This is a genomic window from Kitasatospora sp. NPDC057965 (assembly GCF_042887135.1).
GTDB lineage: Bacteria > Actinomycetota > Actinomycetes > Streptomycetales > Streptomycetaceae > Kitasatospora.
The window spans coordinates 1-15567 of the sequence record NZ_JBHVPZ010000050.1 but is presented as its reverse complement, the minus strand read 5'-3'; the positions used below and the strand labels follow the sequence as shown (position 1 = coordinate 15567).

Annotated in this window: 13 protein-coding genes, 1 rRNA gene and 1 pseudogene; 3 read left to right on the top strand and 12 right to left on the bottom strand. The window is 75.5% G+C overall.

Going from position 1 to position 15567, the window contains the following annotated elements; genetic code table 11:
• The first annotated feature begins 307 nt into the window (after nt 1-307).
• Nucleotides 308-955, top strand: a complete 648-nt coding sequence (locus tag ACFVVU_RS37240; protein ID WP_387794198.1) for a phosphatase PAP2 family protein — start codon at nt 308-310, stop codon at nt 953-955.
• Here ACFVVU_RS37240 and ACFVVU_RS37235 read toward each other — a convergent pair.
• Complete coding sequence (locus tag ACFVVU_RS37235) at nt 952-1290, bottom strand: DUF2218 domain-containing protein (RefSeq protein WP_355372174.1); 339 nt, start codon at nt 1288-1290, stop codon at nt 952-954. The two genes, ACFVVU_RS37240 and ACFVVU_RS37235, sit on opposite strands and share 4 nt — an antisense overlap.
• Nucleotides 1291-1353: 63 nt before the next feature.
• Here ACFVVU_RS37235 and ACFVVU_RS37230 point away from each other — a divergent pair.
• A pseudogene (locus ACFVVU_RS37230) lies at nt 1354-1791 on the top strand (MarR family winged helix-turn-helix transcriptional regulator); the annotation flags it as partial.
• 103 nt (nt 1792-1894) lie between these two features.
• Here ACFVVU_RS37230 and ACFVVU_RS37225 read toward each other — a convergent pair.
• Nucleotides 1895-2848, bottom strand: coding sequence for an EamA family transporter (locus tag ACFVVU_RS37225; RefSeq protein WP_387794212.1), 954 nt, complete (start codon nt 2846-2848; stop codon nt 1895-1897).
• A gap of 109 nt (nt 2849-2957) precedes the next feature.
• Between ACFVVU_RS37225 and ACFVVU_RS37220 the strand changes: the two genes are divergently transcribed.
• Complete coding sequence (locus ACFVVU_RS37220) at nt 2958-3962, top strand: LysR family transcriptional regulator (RefSeq protein ID WP_380683810.1); 1005 nt, start codon at nt 2958-2960, stop codon at nt 3960-3962.
• Here ACFVVU_RS37220 and ACFVVU_RS37215 read toward each other — a convergent pair.
• The 10 genes from ACFVVU_RS37215 to rrf all read right to left on the bottom strand — a co-directional run.
• Nucleotides 3891-4661 (bottom strand): ZIP family metal transporter, encoded by a 771-nt coding sequence (locus ACFVVU_RS37215; RefSeq protein ID WP_387794210.1) that lies wholly within the window; start codon nt 4659-4661, stop codon nt 3891-3893. The genes ACFVVU_RS37220 and ACFVVU_RS37215 overlap by 72 nt on opposite strands.
• 227 nt (nt 4662-4888) lie before the next feature.
• Nucleotides 4889-6529 (bottom strand): restriction endonuclease, encoded by a 1641-nt coding sequence (locus ACFVVU_RS37210; protein ID WP_387794197.1) that lies wholly within the window; start codon nt 6527-6529, stop codon nt 4889-4891.
• 125 nt (nt 6530-6654) lie between these two features.
• Nucleotides 6655-8421 (bottom strand): hypothetical protein, encoded by a 1767-nt coding sequence (locus ACFVVU_RS37205; protein ID WP_387794196.1) that lies wholly within the window; start codon nt 8419-8421, stop codon nt 6655-6657.
• Between the two features lie 219 nt (nt 8422-8640).
• Nucleotides 8641-8955: a cupin domain-containing protein gene (locus ACFVVU_RS37200; RefSeq protein ID WP_380683812.1), complete on the bottom strand. Its 315-nt coding sequence runs from the start codon at nt 8953-8955 to the stop codon at nt 8641-8643.
• A 181-nt stretch (nt 8956-9136) separates the two neighbouring features.
• Nucleotides 9137-9793, bottom strand: a complete 657-nt coding sequence (locus ACFVVU_RS37195; RefSeq protein WP_380683806.1) for a YigZ family protein — start codon at nt 9791-9793, stop codon at nt 9137-9139.
• A 194-nt stretch (nt 9794-9987) separates the two neighbouring features.
• Nucleotides 9988-11280, bottom strand: coding sequence for a DUF6986 family protein (locus ACFVVU_RS37190; RefSeq protein WP_380683804.1), 1293 nt, complete (start codon nt 11278-11280; stop codon nt 9988-9990).
• Nucleotides 11281-11425: 145 nt separating this feature from the next.
• A complete protein-coding gene (locus ACFVVU_RS37185) occupies nt 11426-13036 on the bottom strand; it encodes a DUF2637 domain-containing protein (RefSeq protein WP_380683803.1) in 1611 nt (536 codons plus the stop codon).
• Between the two features lie 180 nt (nt 13037-13216).
• A complete protein-coding gene (locus ACFVVU_RS37180; protein ID WP_380683801.1) occupies nt 13217-13882 on the bottom strand; it encodes a LuxR C-terminal-related transcriptional regulator in 666 nt (221 codons plus the stop codon).
• Nucleotides 13834-15249 carry a sensor histidine kinase gene (locus ACFVVU_RS37175; protein ID WP_380683800.1) on the bottom strand — a complete coding sequence of 472 codons (1416 nt, stop codon included), beginning with the start codon at nt 15247-15249 and terminating at the stop codon, nt 13834-13836. Before ACFVVU_RS37175 ends, ACFVVU_RS37180 begins: the two co-directional genes overlap by 49 nt.
• A 226-nt stretch (nt 15250-15475) precedes the next feature.
• Nucleotides 15476-15567, bottom strand: a 5S ribosomal RNA gene (gene rrf / locus ACFVVU_RS37170); the annotation flags it as partial.

Sequence of the window (15567 nt, the reverse complement as noted above, 5' to 3'; positions counted from 1 at the left end):
GAAGATGGTGTGCGGAATCGCTGAAGCTCCACTACCCCGTACGGACCTTGACGTAGTGTCATCACAGATGGACAGCGAGCCCCAGCCATGGGCGGATCCGTCCGCGGCACCGTCCTCCGGGACGGCTCCGCGCGTGGGCCGCGAGGACAACCAGGCCGTCCCGCCAGGGGCGGCACACACCGAAAGCCGATCGACCGGCCGTCCGACCCACACCCCCCGGGGCGCACGGAACGGCGATCATCAGGGCCGCCCCGGAGCTCTCCCCCCTGCTCCGGGGCGGCTGCCTCGCGTTCTCGCCCATCCGGCGGTGCCGGTGGTCCTCGGGGTGGTCCTGGTGCTGGTGTCCTGGCAGGTCGCGGTGGACGGGCCGCTGCTGGGCCTGGACCGCTGGACCCGGCACACCGTCCGGGACGTGCGGCACACCCTGCACAGCACCCTGCTCAACCACCTCGGCAAGGCGTTCTCCGACCTGGGCGGGGGCTCTGTGGCGGTGCCGGTGCTGCTCCTCGGCGGGGCGGTGGCGGCCTGGCGGGAGTGGCGGGCGGGCTTCGCGCGCTGGTGGCTGCCGGTCCCGGTGGCGGTGCTGACCGCCGGGCTGATCCCGCTGCTGGTGGTGCCGGCGAAGGCGTGGTTCGCGCGGCCCGGCCCGTTCGGGCTGCCGCTGGCGGCGGACCAGTGGGGCTGGTACCCGTCCGGCCACACCGCGACCGCCACCCTCGGGTTCGGGGTGGCGGCGCTGCTGCTGGCCCGGGCGGCCGGGACCCGGGCGCGCCGGGGGCTCGGCGCCGGCGCGACGCTGCTGGCGGCGGGTGTCGGCCTCGGGCTGGTGTGGAGCGACTACCACTGGCTGCTGGACGTGGTGGCCAGCTGGTGCCTGGGCGGTCTGGTCCTGTGGACCCTCGCCCGGTGGCCGCTCACCGGCCGCCCGGGCAAGGATCCGGGGAGCAGGTCCTAACCCTCGGCCGGGGCCTCGTCGTTGCGGTGGACGAGGCCGGGCTCGCCGTTGTCTCGCCGCCACTCGACGACCAGTTCGTCGCGGGCGCCGAAGCGGACCAGGTGGCGGCCGACGACGTCCTCCAGGCCGGGCAGGTTCTCGCGCTCGCCCTCGACCGTGAGCAGCAGGGCATCGGGGGCGGCTTCCAGGGTGGCGGTGCCGGCGCCGAAGACGAGGGTGCCGCGGCCGGTCTCCTCGGACCAGTCGGCCTGGATCTTCCGGCCCATGTGGGCGGCGAGCTGCTTGGCGTAGCGGGCGGAACGGTCGGTGGCGACGCGGGCTTCGGAGCGGGGCACGGGCCCTCCAGGGTCGGGGGAGGGGACTTAGGGTGCCCTCACTCACGACCTACGCTAACGCAGATGCTGAGCCTTGCTCAACATTTTTCCGAGCGCCCGCGGACCGGCCGATACCCTTGGTCGAACGCCTGCCGAGGAGAGCCGCCCATGACCACCACGCCGACCGACGACGGCGCGAGCTCCTCCCCCGCCGCGGACCCGGCGTCCGCCCCGGACACCGCCGCGGCCCCGGACACCGCCGCCGAGCTGGCCGACGCGATGACCCGGGCGATCAAGCGGATCCGCCGCCGCACCAGTGAGCGGCTGGAGCCCTACGGCATCACCCCCGGCCAGGGCCGCGCCCTGCGGGCCCTCGCGCACGCCCCCGGCTGCGAGCTCCCCGACCGGGCGATGCGGCTGAGCGACCTGGCCGACCGGCTGCACATCGCCCCGCGCTCGGCCACCACGGTGGTCGACGCCCTGGAGGAGGCCGGCCTGGTCGAGCGGGCCCCGGATCCGGCCGACCGCCGCGCCGTGCGGATCCTGTTGACGGCGGCCGGCCGGTCGGCGGTGGAGCGGATCGGCCAGGTCCGGCACGAGGTGGCCCAGGAGTACTTCGGCCCGGTCAGCCCCGCCGAGCAGGACGCGCTGCTGCGGGCGCTGCGGACCGCGGAGTCCGGGTACGCGGCGACGACCGCGCCCACCGCCGGGCCGCGCCGGACAGCGTCCCCGGGCGCAGCGCGGTGATCCCGATGCCGACGACCACCAGCACCGCGGCGCCGGCGGCGAGCGGGCCGACCGACTCGCCGAGCAGCAGCCACGCCGAGGACATCCCGAACACCGGCACCAGCAGCGAGTAGGGCGCGACGGCGGTGGCGTCGTAGCTCCGCAACAGGTAGCTCCAGGCGACGAAGCCGAACAGGGTGGAGACCAGCCCGACGTAGCCGATCGCGCCGAGTCCGGCGAGGCCGATCCCGCGCAGCGCCCGCAGGTCGGCGTCCGGGCCCTCGACCAGCAGCGAGAGACCGAGCAGGGGCAGCGGCGGGACGGCGCTGACCCAGACCATCCAGCGCAGCGCGTCCGGCGGGGCGGCCTTGCGGGTCAGCACGTTGGACAGGCCCCAGGCGGCCGCGGCGAGGACGAGCAGGGCGAAGGCGCCGAGCGGTCCGCCGAGGCCGCGGTCGACGGCGCTCAGACCGATCCCGGCGAAGGCGACGGCCAGGCCGAGCAGCCGCTGGCCACCGGGCCGCTCGCCCAGCAGGACGCCGGCGAACAGCGCGGTGAAGACGGCCTGCCCCTGGAGCACCAGGGAGGAGAGGCCGGCCGGCATCCCGGCGTGCATGCCGAGGAAGAGCAGGCCGAACTTGACCACCCCGAGCACCACGCCGACCGCGAGCACCCACCGCAGGGCGACCTTCGGCGGGCCGACGAAGAAGACCGCCGGGACCGCGACCACGGCGAACCGCAGGGCACAGAAGAGCAGCGGGGGGAAGTTCTCCAGGCCGATGTGGATGAGGACGAAGTTGAGACCCCAGACGGCGGCCACCAGGACGGCCAGGGCGATGTGACGCGGACTCATGCCGCCGCCCGGGGCGGCCTGCGGGGATGTGCTCATGGGACGAGGATGGCCGCCGGGCACCGTGTAGCACCAGCGATGAATACTGAAGGCCACGCTTTAGCATTGCTGCATGATGGATCTGGGGCGCCTGCGGGCGCTGCACGCGGTGGCGGTGCACGGCTCGGTCGGCGGGGCGGCCGCGGCGCTCGGCTTCACGCCGTCCGCCGTCTCCCAGCAGATCGCCAAGCTGGAGCGGGAGACCAGGACGGTGCTGCTGGAGCGCCAAGGCCGCGGGGTGGTGCTGACCGACGCGGCGCGCGAACTGGCCGCCACCGCGCAGGCGGTGCTGGGTCTGGTGGAGCGGGCCGAGGTGCGGCTGGAGGAGCAGCGCGGCCAGGCGGTCGGACGGCTGCGGTTGGCCGCCTTCGCGACCGGCGCGCGCGGGCTGATGCCGGGCGTGCTGGCCGACCTGCGCGAGCGCTGCCCGGCCCTGGACGTGCGGCTGCTGGAGAGCGACCCGTACCCGGCGGCCGAGCTGGTGGCACGCGGGGACGTCGACCTGGCGCTCGTCCAGGACTGGCCGACGGTGCCGCTGCCGGTCCAGGACGACCTGTCCCGGATGGAGCTCGGCGAGGACCCGTTGGACCTGCTGCTGCCCGTCGGCCACCCGCTGGCCGGGCTCGCCACGGTGCCGGAGGAGCGGCTGCGCGGGCAGCGGTGGACCAGTGTGCCGCCGGGCAACATCTGCCACGACTGGCTGGTCCGGACGCTGCGCGAAGCCGGCGAGGAGCCGGACGTGCACTACCAGGTCGGCGAGTTCGAGACGCAGATCGCGCTGATCGCGGCGGGGCTGGGCGTCGGACTCGTGCCCCGGCTGGGGCGCGCCGCGCTGCCGCCGGGGGTGGTCGCCCGGCCGGTGGTGCCGGAGCCGGCCCGGCGGGTGTTCGCGCTCTGGCGCTCCCAGGCCTCACGGCGTCCGGCGATCACCGAGGCGCTGGCCGCGATGCGGGCCCGGTGGGACGCCCTGCAGGCCCAGGGCCGGTGCTCATGGGCCTCGCCGCGGTCAGCCGGCGAGGCCGATCACCAGCCACATGAAGCCCACCCCGCCGAGGGTGCAGAGCAGTGTGGTCCGTGAGGGGTGCGGGCTGTGCGCCTCGGGCAGGATGTCGGAGGTCGCCAGGTAGAGCAGGAACCCGGCGAAGAAGCCCAGGTAGAGGCCGAGCAGGTGCTCGGGGATGGTGAACAGCAGGGTGATCGCGGCACCGGTGACCGGCGCCAGCGCGTCCGCCGCGAGCAGGGTCAGCGCCCGCCGCCTGTTGTTCCCGTAGAGCCGGGTGATCGTGTAGGTGTTGAAGCCGTCGGCGAAGTCGTGCGCGACCACGGCGATCGCCACCACCGTCCCGACCGTCGTCCCGGCCTGGAAGGCCGCGCCGATCGCGAAGCCGTCCATGACGCTGTGCCCGACCAGGGCGAAGGCCGCGGTCAGGCCGATGCCCTGGCGCCCGTCGACGCCGGCCCGGGCGCGGCCGTGGGCATGCCCGTGGGCGTGGCCGTCGACCTGCGCGGGCCGCTGGCCGTGGGTGTGCTCGGCGTACTCCCCCTCGTGGCCGCGGTGGATGGCCACCGCCCGCTCGACGATGTGGATGGCCAGGAAGCCGGCCGCGAACATCAGCAGCGCCTGCGGCACGCCGTGGACCTCCTCGGGCGCCTGGTGCAGCGCCTCCGGGAGGAGGTCGAAGCCGACGACTCCGAGCATCAGCCCGGCGGCGAAGCCGAGCACCAGGTGGCGGCGGTCGCCGGTGCGCTGCGCGACCCAGCCGCCGATCAGCGTCATCAGGAAGGCCCCCGCGGCGACCAGGACCGCGGTCACCGCGCCTCCACCCTGACGGGCCGTCCGTCCACTCGTCTCCCCCGTGTTCCGCCGTCCCCGGGCCGGCCGTCGTCCGTGGCCGGACGGCCGTGTCCCCCAGCGTCGTGCAGCCCGCGCGGCGGCGCCCGCCGGACGGTCCGTCGGGGTGAGCCGGCCGTACGCCGACCGACCCGCGCCGACCGCCGACCGGCTCAGCGCCCGGCGGCGAGCGGCAGACCGAGCTGGGTGCGCGCCAGCTCGCGCACGCCGTCCCCGTCCACCAGGTGGATGTGGCGGTGCCCGTCCTCGCCGGTGAGGTCCAGCGCCCCGTCGGTGAAGTGGCCGGTGGTCAGCCGCAGGCCGCGCTCGGCCGACTCCTCGCGGACCGCGTCCGCCAGCGTGCGGATCTCCTCCTCCCCCACCGGCCCGGCGCTCCGCGAGGCCCAGACCACCCAGCGGCCGGGCAGCGCGCTGCCGGTCGGTCCCTCGCCGGTGGCGACCAGCCCGGCCGGGCCGCGCAGCCGCACGCTCCACTGGCCGAGTCCGCCCCGGGTGAGCAGCTCCCGGACCAGCTGGGCGAACTCGTTCGCCGACAGGTCGGGCGCGGCCGGGACGGTGGCCGCGGCCTGCGCGGCCGGCTCCACGCCCACCCACCTGTACGGGTCGGGGCTGACGGCGGCGCCGAGCTGGCGCAGCCGGACCAGGGCCTCGTCCTGCTCGGCGTCGGCGTAGACGCCCTCGCCGTCGGGCTCGTCCTCGGGATCGGCGGGCGGCAGCAGCCTGGTGCGGGCCAGCGCGTCGCGGTCCGCGTCCACGCTCACCAGGCAGAGCGGCTCGGCCCCGCCGGGCTCGCGCAGCCAGCCGTTGAGGACGACCCCGGCGAGGATCTCGTCGGTGTCGACGGCGTCGGCGGCCTGCAGGGCGCGCAGGGCGAGCCGGGCGACCAGCCGCAGGTAGTCGGCGGCCCGGTCGGCCGGCGGGCGCGGCACCGGGAGGGCCTCACCGTCCGGGCCGAGCCGGTAGCCGGTCAGCGAGGGCACCACGTCGAGGGCCGGCAGTTCCAGGTCGAGCACGGCGGTGCGGGTCAGCGGCCGGTAGACGGCGCGGCAGGGCGCCGGAAGGTCCTGGGTGTGGGTCTCGGCGGCGGCGAGGGCGCGCTCCAGCAGCGACTCGACGGCGGCCGGCTCGGCCTGCCGGTAGGCGCGGCGGCACTCCTCCAGAGAGTCGTTGTACTCGCGCACCGCCCGCGCCCGGGCCTGTTCGGCCTCGTCGTGGGCGCGCCGGTACTCGTCGGCCACCGGGTCGACGGCCTCGGCCTGCCGGGTGCGCCACTCGCGCAGGGCGCGCTGGTGGTCGAGCCGGGCCTGCGCCAGCCCGCGCTGGTAGCCGGAGTCGAGCAGTCGGCGGGACGGGGCCTCGTCGGGGTCGGCGGCGGGCGGCTCGGCGGGCGCGAAGTCCTCCCAGCGCGGCTCCGGGTCCGCACCGGCCTCCGCGGCCGGACCGTCGGCCGCGTAGGGGCGCGGCTCGTAGCGGCGCAGCTGGCTCTCGAAGTCCATGGCCGAAACGGGCAGCGCGGCCCGCCGGAGCAGGTCGGTCAGCCGCTCCTGCTCGGCCTGGACGGTGAGCGTGCGGTGGTGGGTGAGCGCGGCGGCCCGGGCGTGGGCGGCGACGGCCTCGTCACCGCCCGCGCCCGTCGGCCCGTCGGACGACGGGCCGGCCGGGGCACCGGGGGGACGGCCCGACGGGCCGTCGTCCTCCGGCTCCACCCCGAGGTCACGGAAGACCGAGGCCAGGAAACCCGGCTGGGGGGCCGTGACAGCACCGTCGGACTGGCCGTCTGCTGAGTACTGCATCGGTGGTCGTTCCCCCATGCTCGTCCGGCGCCTGCCCGGGGCGGTCGGCAGCCCGTCGGCCACCCCGAGGCCCGCCCCCTCCCGGACATTGTCCACCGAACGGGCGCACCGGTCAGCCAAGCCTCTCAGTTGGTCCGGGTGTTGGTCAGGTGCAGTCCGATGTAGCCGACATAGATCCGGCCACTGCCCGAACAGTCGTCGAGGTAGTGCAACCGGGGCGCGGTACGGCCGCCGCCGATCCGCAGGTGCGCGCCCATGAACGCGCGCCTGGACGCGTCCACGCACTCTGGAACCGGGAGCATCCGCTCGCGTTTCCACTTGGCGTGGCTGTGCACCGTCCTGGACTCGCCGCGCACCGCCTTGCGGGGCGGGAAGCGGTGGCAGCCGGCCGGGGTCCGCTCGCACCACTGCTTGAAGTCGCCGCCCGCCTGGCCGCGCACGGCCGCCTCGGCGTACTCCTGGAGCGCGGTGAGGCCGTCCCAGGTGAGCCGGGCCCAGCCACCACCGTCGCAGCGCAGTTCGTCGAGGGCGAGCGCGGCCTTCTGGTCGCCGGTGAAGGTGAGCAGCGGGAACTCGCCGAGCCGGGCCATCAGTTCGGTGAAGCTGAGCGGGACGCCGCCGCGGGCGCCGGGTGGTCCGGCGCGCCGCCGGCCGGACCGGCGGGCGGGCCCGGTCGGCGCGGTGGGGGCACCCGCACCGCCCGTCGTGGCGCAGAGCCGGCCGACCGACACGCACCCCTGGCCGGGCCCGGCCGCCCGCCCGGTGACCGCTCCGCCCGGCAGGACCTTGGGCTTCGGCCGCTCGTGGTGGCGCTCCCGACGGCCCTCGTGCCGACCGGGGTGGGCGATCCGCTCGCGCTCCTCCCGCCCGTGGGCGGCTACCGGGGCCCCGGGTCCGGGTGGTGTGCGGTCCGGTTCTGCGGCGGTCCGGGGCACCCGCAGGACCGGCACGGACGCCAGCACCGGCGGCAGCGGCCGTTCGGCGGCGAGCCGGCGCGGCTCGCGGGCGAGCAGGGCGGCCGCGCGCCGCGGCTCCTCCTCGATCCGGTTGCGCGCCAGCACCGGGTGCCGGCGGCCGTCCCGCCGCGAGGCCGGGTCGACCTCGGGCAGGTAGGTGCGCACCGCGCCGCCGTAGACGGCGTGGTACTCCAGCGCGACGTTGAACCTGGTCCGGGCGTCCGCGTCGAGCACGTAGAGGCCGGCGAGGCCCGGCAGCTGGTCGCAGAGCGGAGCGACCACGTCCGCGAGCCACGGTCCGGTGCCGAGACCGGCCGGCACGCTGGCCACCACGGTGGGCATCCGGCGGTCCGGGTCGCACAGTTCGTCGACGAGCCGGTCGACCCCGGCGGCGGTGAGCACCCGGGGCACGGCCGACAGCGCGGCCGGGCCGTCGGCTGCGTCCAGCAGGGGCAGCAGGGTGCGGACCACCTCGGGCACCGGCACCCGGCCCGGTGCGCGCAGACCACCGGCGGCGGTGTGCGCCGCGGCCTCCAGCCGGAGCCAGGTCGGGCCGACGGGCCCGGTGGCCACGGTGACGGTGAGCCGGTCGGCGCCGTGCGGCGCGGGGGTGCGCACCCGGCGGCGGTCGTAGCGGCCGCCGGGCCACGGGCCGTCGAGCGGGCCGCCGTCACGGTCCAGCAGGACGCGCTCGCCGAGCCGGAACCGTTCGGCGGGGGACGCGTCCGTGCGGGGGGTCGGGGCGGGTTGTTCGGGGGGCGGGGGTTCCTCGCACCATTCCTGCTTCAGCCAGGCGGCGAGGCACTGGTCGGCCAGGGCGAGGGCGTCGACGTGCGGGAGGGCGGTGGTGACGGTCATCCGGTAGGGCGTCGCGGGGTTGCCGAGGCCGGGCGGGCCGGCGTGGACGGGCGACGACGAGGAGCGTTCCCAGGTCATGCACATACCTCCGGGTTCGGTGGTGGGGTCCCGTGTCCTCCATCGATGGGTCTTTGGTCCGGTTCGCCGGACCTGTGCCCAGGAAACGCCATGGCCCGGAGCGGAAGTTCCAACTCCGGGCCACGTCACTACATTCGGGTGAATCTGCTCAAGCCGACCAGCGCGGCCGACGAGGATCTGCTGGAGCGGCGGCCGGTCGCGGCGAGAGCTGTGAGCGCGTCAGCCGGCGCTCTGCCCGGCGCCGCTGCGGCTCCACGCGGGCACCGGCACGGACACCGCGAGCGGGCGGCCCGCCGGCGCCTCGTAGCGGGCGACCAGGACCACCGGCACGGTCCCGCGGTTGTGGCCGACGTGGATGTGCACCGGCCCGGCGTGCTCGACCAGACAGTCCCCGGCACGGCTGACCTCCACCCGGCCGTCGTGCAGGGTCCGGGTGAGCGTGCCGGCGAGCACCACGACGTCGACCCGGCCCGGGTGGTAGTGCCAGCCGGTGCTGTCCCCCGGGTCCAGGGTGATCGTCCGGACGACGGGCATCACGGTCTTCGGCTCCCTGGTCGGCGGAATCCGACCAGGCTAGGCAGGGCGTCGCGCACCCGGGACCGAGCGGCCGGAAAGCGGCCGAAAAGCTGTCCGGAACCGCGTACCGGCCCGGCACCGAGCGTTCGGACCGCCCCGCTCGCCGCCCCTTCGGGCCGTCCGGCTCAGACCGTCCGGCTCAGACCGGCACCTCGACGTACGTCCGGCCCGCCGCCACCGCGACCGCCGTCCCACCGGTCGCCTCGGCCAGCCAGGTGTGGAACGCCGCGACCTCCGGCTCCGGCACCCCGACCTCGATCCGTACCCCGGCCGCCCCGTAGGCCAGGTCGCTCACCGTGAACCCGGCCGCCCGCAGATCGTTCTCCACCCGCCCGGCCCGGGTGTGGTCCGCCGTCACGGCGAGCAGCGCGACCGGCCGCCGCTCCAGCAGCCCGACCTCGTCCAGCGCCTCCGACACCGCGCTCCCGTACGCGCGCACCAGGCCGCCCGCGCCCAGCTTGATCCCGCCGAAGTACCGGGTCACCACCGCCACCGTGTCGGTGACGCCGCGCCGGCGCAGCACCTCCAGCATCGGCACGCCCGCCGTCCCGCCGGGCTCGCCGTCGTCGCTGGACCGCTCGCGGCGCTGGTCGTCGCCGACCACGAAGGCGGTGCAGTTGTGCCGGGCGTCCCAGTACTGCTTGCGGATGCCGGCGATGAACGCCTGGGCCTCCTCCTCGTCGGCGACCCGGGCGAGGTGGCAGAGGAACCGGGACTTCTTGATCTCCAGCTCGTGCGTGCCCGCGCTCCGGATGGTCAGGTACGGCCTGGGGGTCGGCTCCGGTGTGGCGGGCATGGCGCGGCGGTTCTCCCGGACGACGACGAGGGGGCGGGCGGTGCGGCCCGCGCCGGACGGCAGTTCGCCCGGGGACCGCTCCGCCAGCCTAACCCCCGGCCGCGCCGACCGGTCGGGTCCCGTCCGGCGGCTCCGGCGGCGGCCCCGGCGGCGGTCTCGGTGCCCGCCTCGGTGCCCGCCTCGGTGCCGGTCGCTCAGCGGCGGCCCGCGAGCGCCTCCAGCCCCGCGCGGTCCAGGCCGGTCGCGCCGCCGACCTCGGCGAGGTCCACCGCCCCGCAGTCCAGCCCGCGCAGCAGGTACCCGCCGAGCGCCCGGACCGTCGCCGGCTCGTCCATGACGTCCCCGCCGGCCCCCGCCAGGTACGCCGACAACCGGGCGGCGGCCGGGCCGAGACCCTCCCGGTAGAAGGAGTGGACCGCGGCGTACCGGGCCGGCAGGTGCGCCGGGTGCAGGTCCCAGCCCTGGTAGTAGGCCCGGGAGAGCGAGCGGCGGACGAGGTCGTGGTGGAGCTTCCAGGCGGCGTGCACCTGGGCGGTGCTCCCGGCCGGGACCACGTTGGTGGAGCCGTCGGACAGCCGGACCCCGGTCCCGGCGGCGGCCACCTGCATCACCGCCTTGGCGTGGTCGGCGACCGGGTGGTCCAGGCTCTGGTGGGCGGCGGCGACCCCGCACGCGGCGCTGTAGTCGAAGGTGCCGTAGTGCAGGCCGGCGACCCGCCCCTCGGCCGCCCCGATCATCCGGGCCACGGTGGCCCGCCCGTCCGGACCCAGCACCGCCTGGGTGGTCTCGATCTGGATCTCGAAGCGGAGCCGGCCGACCGGCAGCCCGGCGGCGCGCTCGAAGTCCGCCAGCAGCCCGGCCAGGGCGCTGACCTGCTCGGCGTAGGTCACCTTGGGCAGGGTCAGCACCAGCCCCCCGGGCAGTCCGCCGCGGGCCAGCAGGGTGGTGAGGAAGAGCTCCAGGGTGCGGATGCCCCGTTCCCGGACGGCCGCCTCCAGGCATTTGATCCGGATACCGACGCAGGACGGGGCGACGCCGTCGGCGACCGCGGCGGCGACCAGCACGGCGGCGCGGACGGCGTCCGCGTCCTCCTCGGCGTCGGGCCTCGGGCCGTAGCCGTCCTCGAAGTCGATCCGCAGGTCCTCGACCGGCTCGCGTTCCAGTTTGGCTCGCACCCTGCGGTGCACCTCGGCGAGCAACGCGTCGGCCGGCACCCCGAGCGCACGGGCCAGCTCGGCCGGGGTCCCGGCGTGGGTGTCCAAGGCCTCCAACGCCCGCCGGCCCCAGCTGCGCACGGTGTCGGCGGCGAAGGCGTCGGCCGGCACGTAGACGGTGTGGACCGGCTGGCGGCCGCCCGGATCGCCCGGGTAGCGACGCGCGAGCTCGGCGTCGACCGGTGCCAGCAGCGCGTCCACGGCGGCCCGGGCGGCGGCGGAGAACCCCGCCGGACCTGTCTCCCCGGTACCGCCCGTCCCGACCCGCGGCATCCGTCACTCCTCACGCGGGCATCCGCACGGACCCGCGCCCGGCCAACGCCTCAACGGATTGTTGATGCGAAGGTAGGTGGGCCGCCCCCGGGCGTCAACGGCCCGGGCACACAACGGACCAACGGACTGGCGGGCTGCGGACGGGTCAGTCCCGCCCGGAAGCGGCGTACCGGCCGCGCAGCTCCGGAAGGAGCACCTCGATGTCCTTCGGGTGGACCGAACCGTCGGCACGGCTGCCGGTCACGTCGTAGTTCTCGGTCAGCCAGGCGGCCAGCCGCTGCGGATCCGGCTCGTGCCCGAAGGTCTCCAGGTAGCTCACCAGCGCATCGAACACCTGCTCGGGATCCAACCGGTGCGAGCCCGGACGCGGCGCGGGACCGAACGGCCGCTGCGGGCGCTCCACGGCCTCCGGCACTTCCTGGACGGCCTCGGGCTCGGCGTACTCCCCTTCCGCGAACCCGGCCTCCGGCGGGAAGCCCGGCTCGTCCGCGTAGTCGGCGTACGGTTCGGCAGGAGCACCGTGGTCGGCCGCGCCCGGCTGCCGCGGGTCCTCCGGCTGCTCGCCGGGCCCGGTCGGCCGCGGCGCCTTGAACCACGGCGAGACCTGACCGGGCACCCGGCCGCCCGGCGCCCCGTCGCTCGGATGGCCGGTGGTCCGCACGGCGCGCTCGGTCCAGACGTTCAGCTCCTCCTGCGGCTGCGACGGGAGCTGCGACTCCTCGCCCGCCGGCTCCTGCGCGTCACGCAGCCGCACGGCGGCCAGCCTGGCGAGCACCTCGGCGGGCGCCGGCTCGGCCTGGGCCTGCGGTTGCTGCTGCGGCTGGGGCCCTGCCTGCGGAGCGGTCTGCGGACCGGGCCGCACCTGCTGCGGCGGAGCGGTCGGAGCCTCACCCGGAACCGGCGCCCGGCCGCCGCCCTGCGGCCGGCTCGGCGCCGCGGCCGGCTCCGCCTGCCCGGCCGGTACCAGGGCCGCCGCACGGCTCTCCGCCGGAACCCGGGCCTCCTGGGCGGCCGACGCCTCCGCGCGGGCCGTGGCCTCGATCTCGCGGGCCTCCTTCGCCTCGCGCGCCGCCTGCGTCTCCTCGTCCATCCGCTCGAACACCGCCGGGTCCAGCGGCACCCCGTACTTGGCCAGCTTGAGTGGCAGCAGCGCCTGGATCGGCGCCGAGCGGCGCCAGCCCCGCCCGTACCGGAAGCGCAGCTGCGCCCGGTAGACCAGCCGGTTCTGCTCCAGCCGAACGACCTCGTCGTACGAACGCAGCTCCCACAGCTTCATCCGCCGCCACAGCCGGAAGGTCGGCACCGGGGACAGCACCCAGCGCATCATCCGGACCGACTCCATGTGCCGGTCCGCCGTGATCGCCGCGATCCGCCCGACCGCGTGCCGCGAGGCCTCGACCACCACGACGAACAGCAGCGGGATGACGGCGTGCATGCCCATCCCGAGCGGGTCGCCCCAGGAGGCCGCGGCGTTGAAGGCGATCGTCGCGACGGTCAGCAGCCAGGCGGTCTGCCGCAGCAGCGGGAAGGGTATGCGCAGCCAGGTCAGCACCAGGTCCAGCGCGAGCAGCACCACGATGCCCGCGTCCACACCGATCGGGAAGGCGTAGGAGAAGGCGCCGAAGCCCTTCTCCTCGGCCAGTTCCTTGACCGCGCTGTACGAGCCGGCGAAGCCGATACCCGAGATGACACAGGCCCCGGCCGCGACCAGGCCGAGCAGGCCCCGGTGGGCCTTGGTGAGCGATGGGCGTGCCATTACGTCTATCAACCCCTGGATGTCGGCTGAGGCCGTACGCTGCCCCGGCTGCCGGTTCCCGCGTGTCGGGGCGCCGGACGGCTGAGGCACCTCCGGGCTCGGCCCACCGGAGTTTACTCGTACACCTGTCTCAGCGTTCTCGCAGCCCGGACCGTCACTCCCGGCGGAACGGGTGGCCGGTCAGACCACCCGTCCCGCTGTTCCGTTGAGGTACGCGAGCACCGCCATCACCCGGCGGTTGGCGTCCTCCGCCGGGGCCAGTTCGAGCTTGGTGAAGATGTTGGCGATGTGCTTGGCCACCGCCCCGTCGCTCACCGTCAGCCGGGCGGCGATCGCCGAGTTCGAGCAGCCCTCCGCCATCAGCTCCAGCACCTCCCGCTCGCGGGGCGACAACCGCTGCAACGGCCCAGGACGGCGGGCCGTGGTCTGCATCAGCTTGGCGATGACGTCCGGGTCCATCGCGGTTCCGCCGGCCGCCACCCGGCGGACCGCGTCGATGAACTGGTCCGCGGCGAACACCCGGTCCTTCAGCAGGTAGCCGATCCCGCCCGTGCCGTCGGCCAGCAACTCCCGCGCGTAGAGCTGCTGGACGTGCTGCGACAGCACCAGCACCGGAAGCCCGGGAATCTCCCGACGTGCCTTGAGGGCCGCTTGCAGACCCTCGTCGGTCAGCGTCGGTGGCAGCCGGACGTCGACCACCGCGACGTCCGGACGGTGCGTCAGCAGTGCGTCCAGCAGTTCGGGACCGGTCTCGACCGCTGCGGCGATCGTGAAGCCGTGCGCTTCCAGCAGGCGGATCAGACCTTCTCGAAGGAGGTAGAGGTCCTCGGCGAGGACAACTCGCACGGCAGCTCCAAGGTGATGGTGGTCGGACCGCCCGACGTGCTGTCGATGGCGAGGACACCGTCGAAGGTACCCAATCGGCGTTCGATCCCGCGCAGCCCCGTCCCCCGGGTGGGATCCGCCACCCCGACCCCGTCGTCCGTCACCGTGACCCGGAGCCGGCCGGCCCGGTAGAGGATGTCCACCCAGACCTGCTCGGCGCCCGAGTGCTTGGCCGCGTTCGCCAGCAGCTCGCAGATGCTGAAGTAGGCCGTCGCCTCCACCGGCGCCGGCGGCCGGTCCGGCAGGCTGACGCACACCTCGGTCGGCAGCGCGCTGTCCAGCGCCAGCGCCCGCACCGCGTCGCCCAGGCCGCGCTCGGCCAGAACCGGCGGGTGGATGCCGCGGACGAGGTCACGCAGCTCCTGGAGCGCCCGCGCCGAGGACTGCCGGGCCTCCGAGAGCAACTCCCGCGCCGCCGCCGGATCCGTCTCCATGAGGTGCTCGATCGTGCCCAGCGTCATCCCGATCGCGACCAGCCGCGCCTGCGCGCCGTCGTGCAGGTCCCGTTCGATCCGCCGCAGCTCCGCCGCCTGACTGCCGACCGCATCGGCGCGGGTCTCCGTCAGTTCGGCCACCCGACGGGTCAGCTGGGCGTGGGTGGCCCGGCCGTCCTGGTCCAGCACCCGCCGGCCCGCCTCCGCGTACAGGCGCACCGCGTTCGGCGCGAGCAGCAGGCCCAGGGCGATCAGCGCGAACCCCAGCAGGATCGAGCCCAGCAGCGTCGCCGCGCCCGTGGAGGACGGACCGTAGGACTTGTAGCTCACCGCCCCCACGACCAGGCTCACCACCCCACCTGCCAGCAGACCCGCCACCACCACCCCGAGCGCGAGCACCAGCGGCGGACTGACCACCAGCCAGAGCATCTCGGACCGGGTCGCCCGGTCCCGCACCGCCCAGTGCAGCAGCTGCGCGAGCCGGGCGACGCTGTGGGAGCGGTGGTAGGAGTAGCCCGTCCACCAGTGACCGCGCGCGTCCGTCTCCAGGGCCGGCCGCGGACTGTACGAGACCGGCAGCCGTATCCCGTACCAGTCCCCGAGCTGCGCCCGGGTCCGTCGCGCCGAGGCCCGTACGAACACCCCGGCCGACGCCAGCCCCGCGACCGCGGCGGCGACCAGCGCGAACAATGCCGCCGGATAGTAGGCGTCGAGCATCCACGCGACGGTGGCGCCGGCGAACACCGTGCAGAAGGCCGGCACCACCACGGTCGGGACCATGACCAGCACCAACAGCGCCAGCCGGGTCAGCCCGAGCCCGCCCGCCGCGAGCGCCGCCTCGGTCCGCACGCGCACGCCGGCGCCCCCGCTGATCCGACTCTCCGTCGCTGCCACGAGCACTCCCGCTTGCCGATGCCGCTGATGATGCCGATGCCGAAGACCGGCTCCGATCGTCCTGACCCAGTTTTCCCCCGCACCCGGACGGACGCACTGGCTGTCCCACCCGACTTCAGGGTGGTGTTAGGTCCACCCCCGGCCCCGGCGCCCGCCGCGGACGCGGAGCCGCAGAAATGCGAAAAGCCCCTGCCGGTATCCCCGGCAGGGGCTTCTCAGAAGAATTGTTCGGCGGCGTCCTACTCTCCCACAGGGTCCCCCCTGCAGTACCATCGGCGCTGTGAGGCTTAGCTTCCGGGTTCGGAATGTAACCGGGCG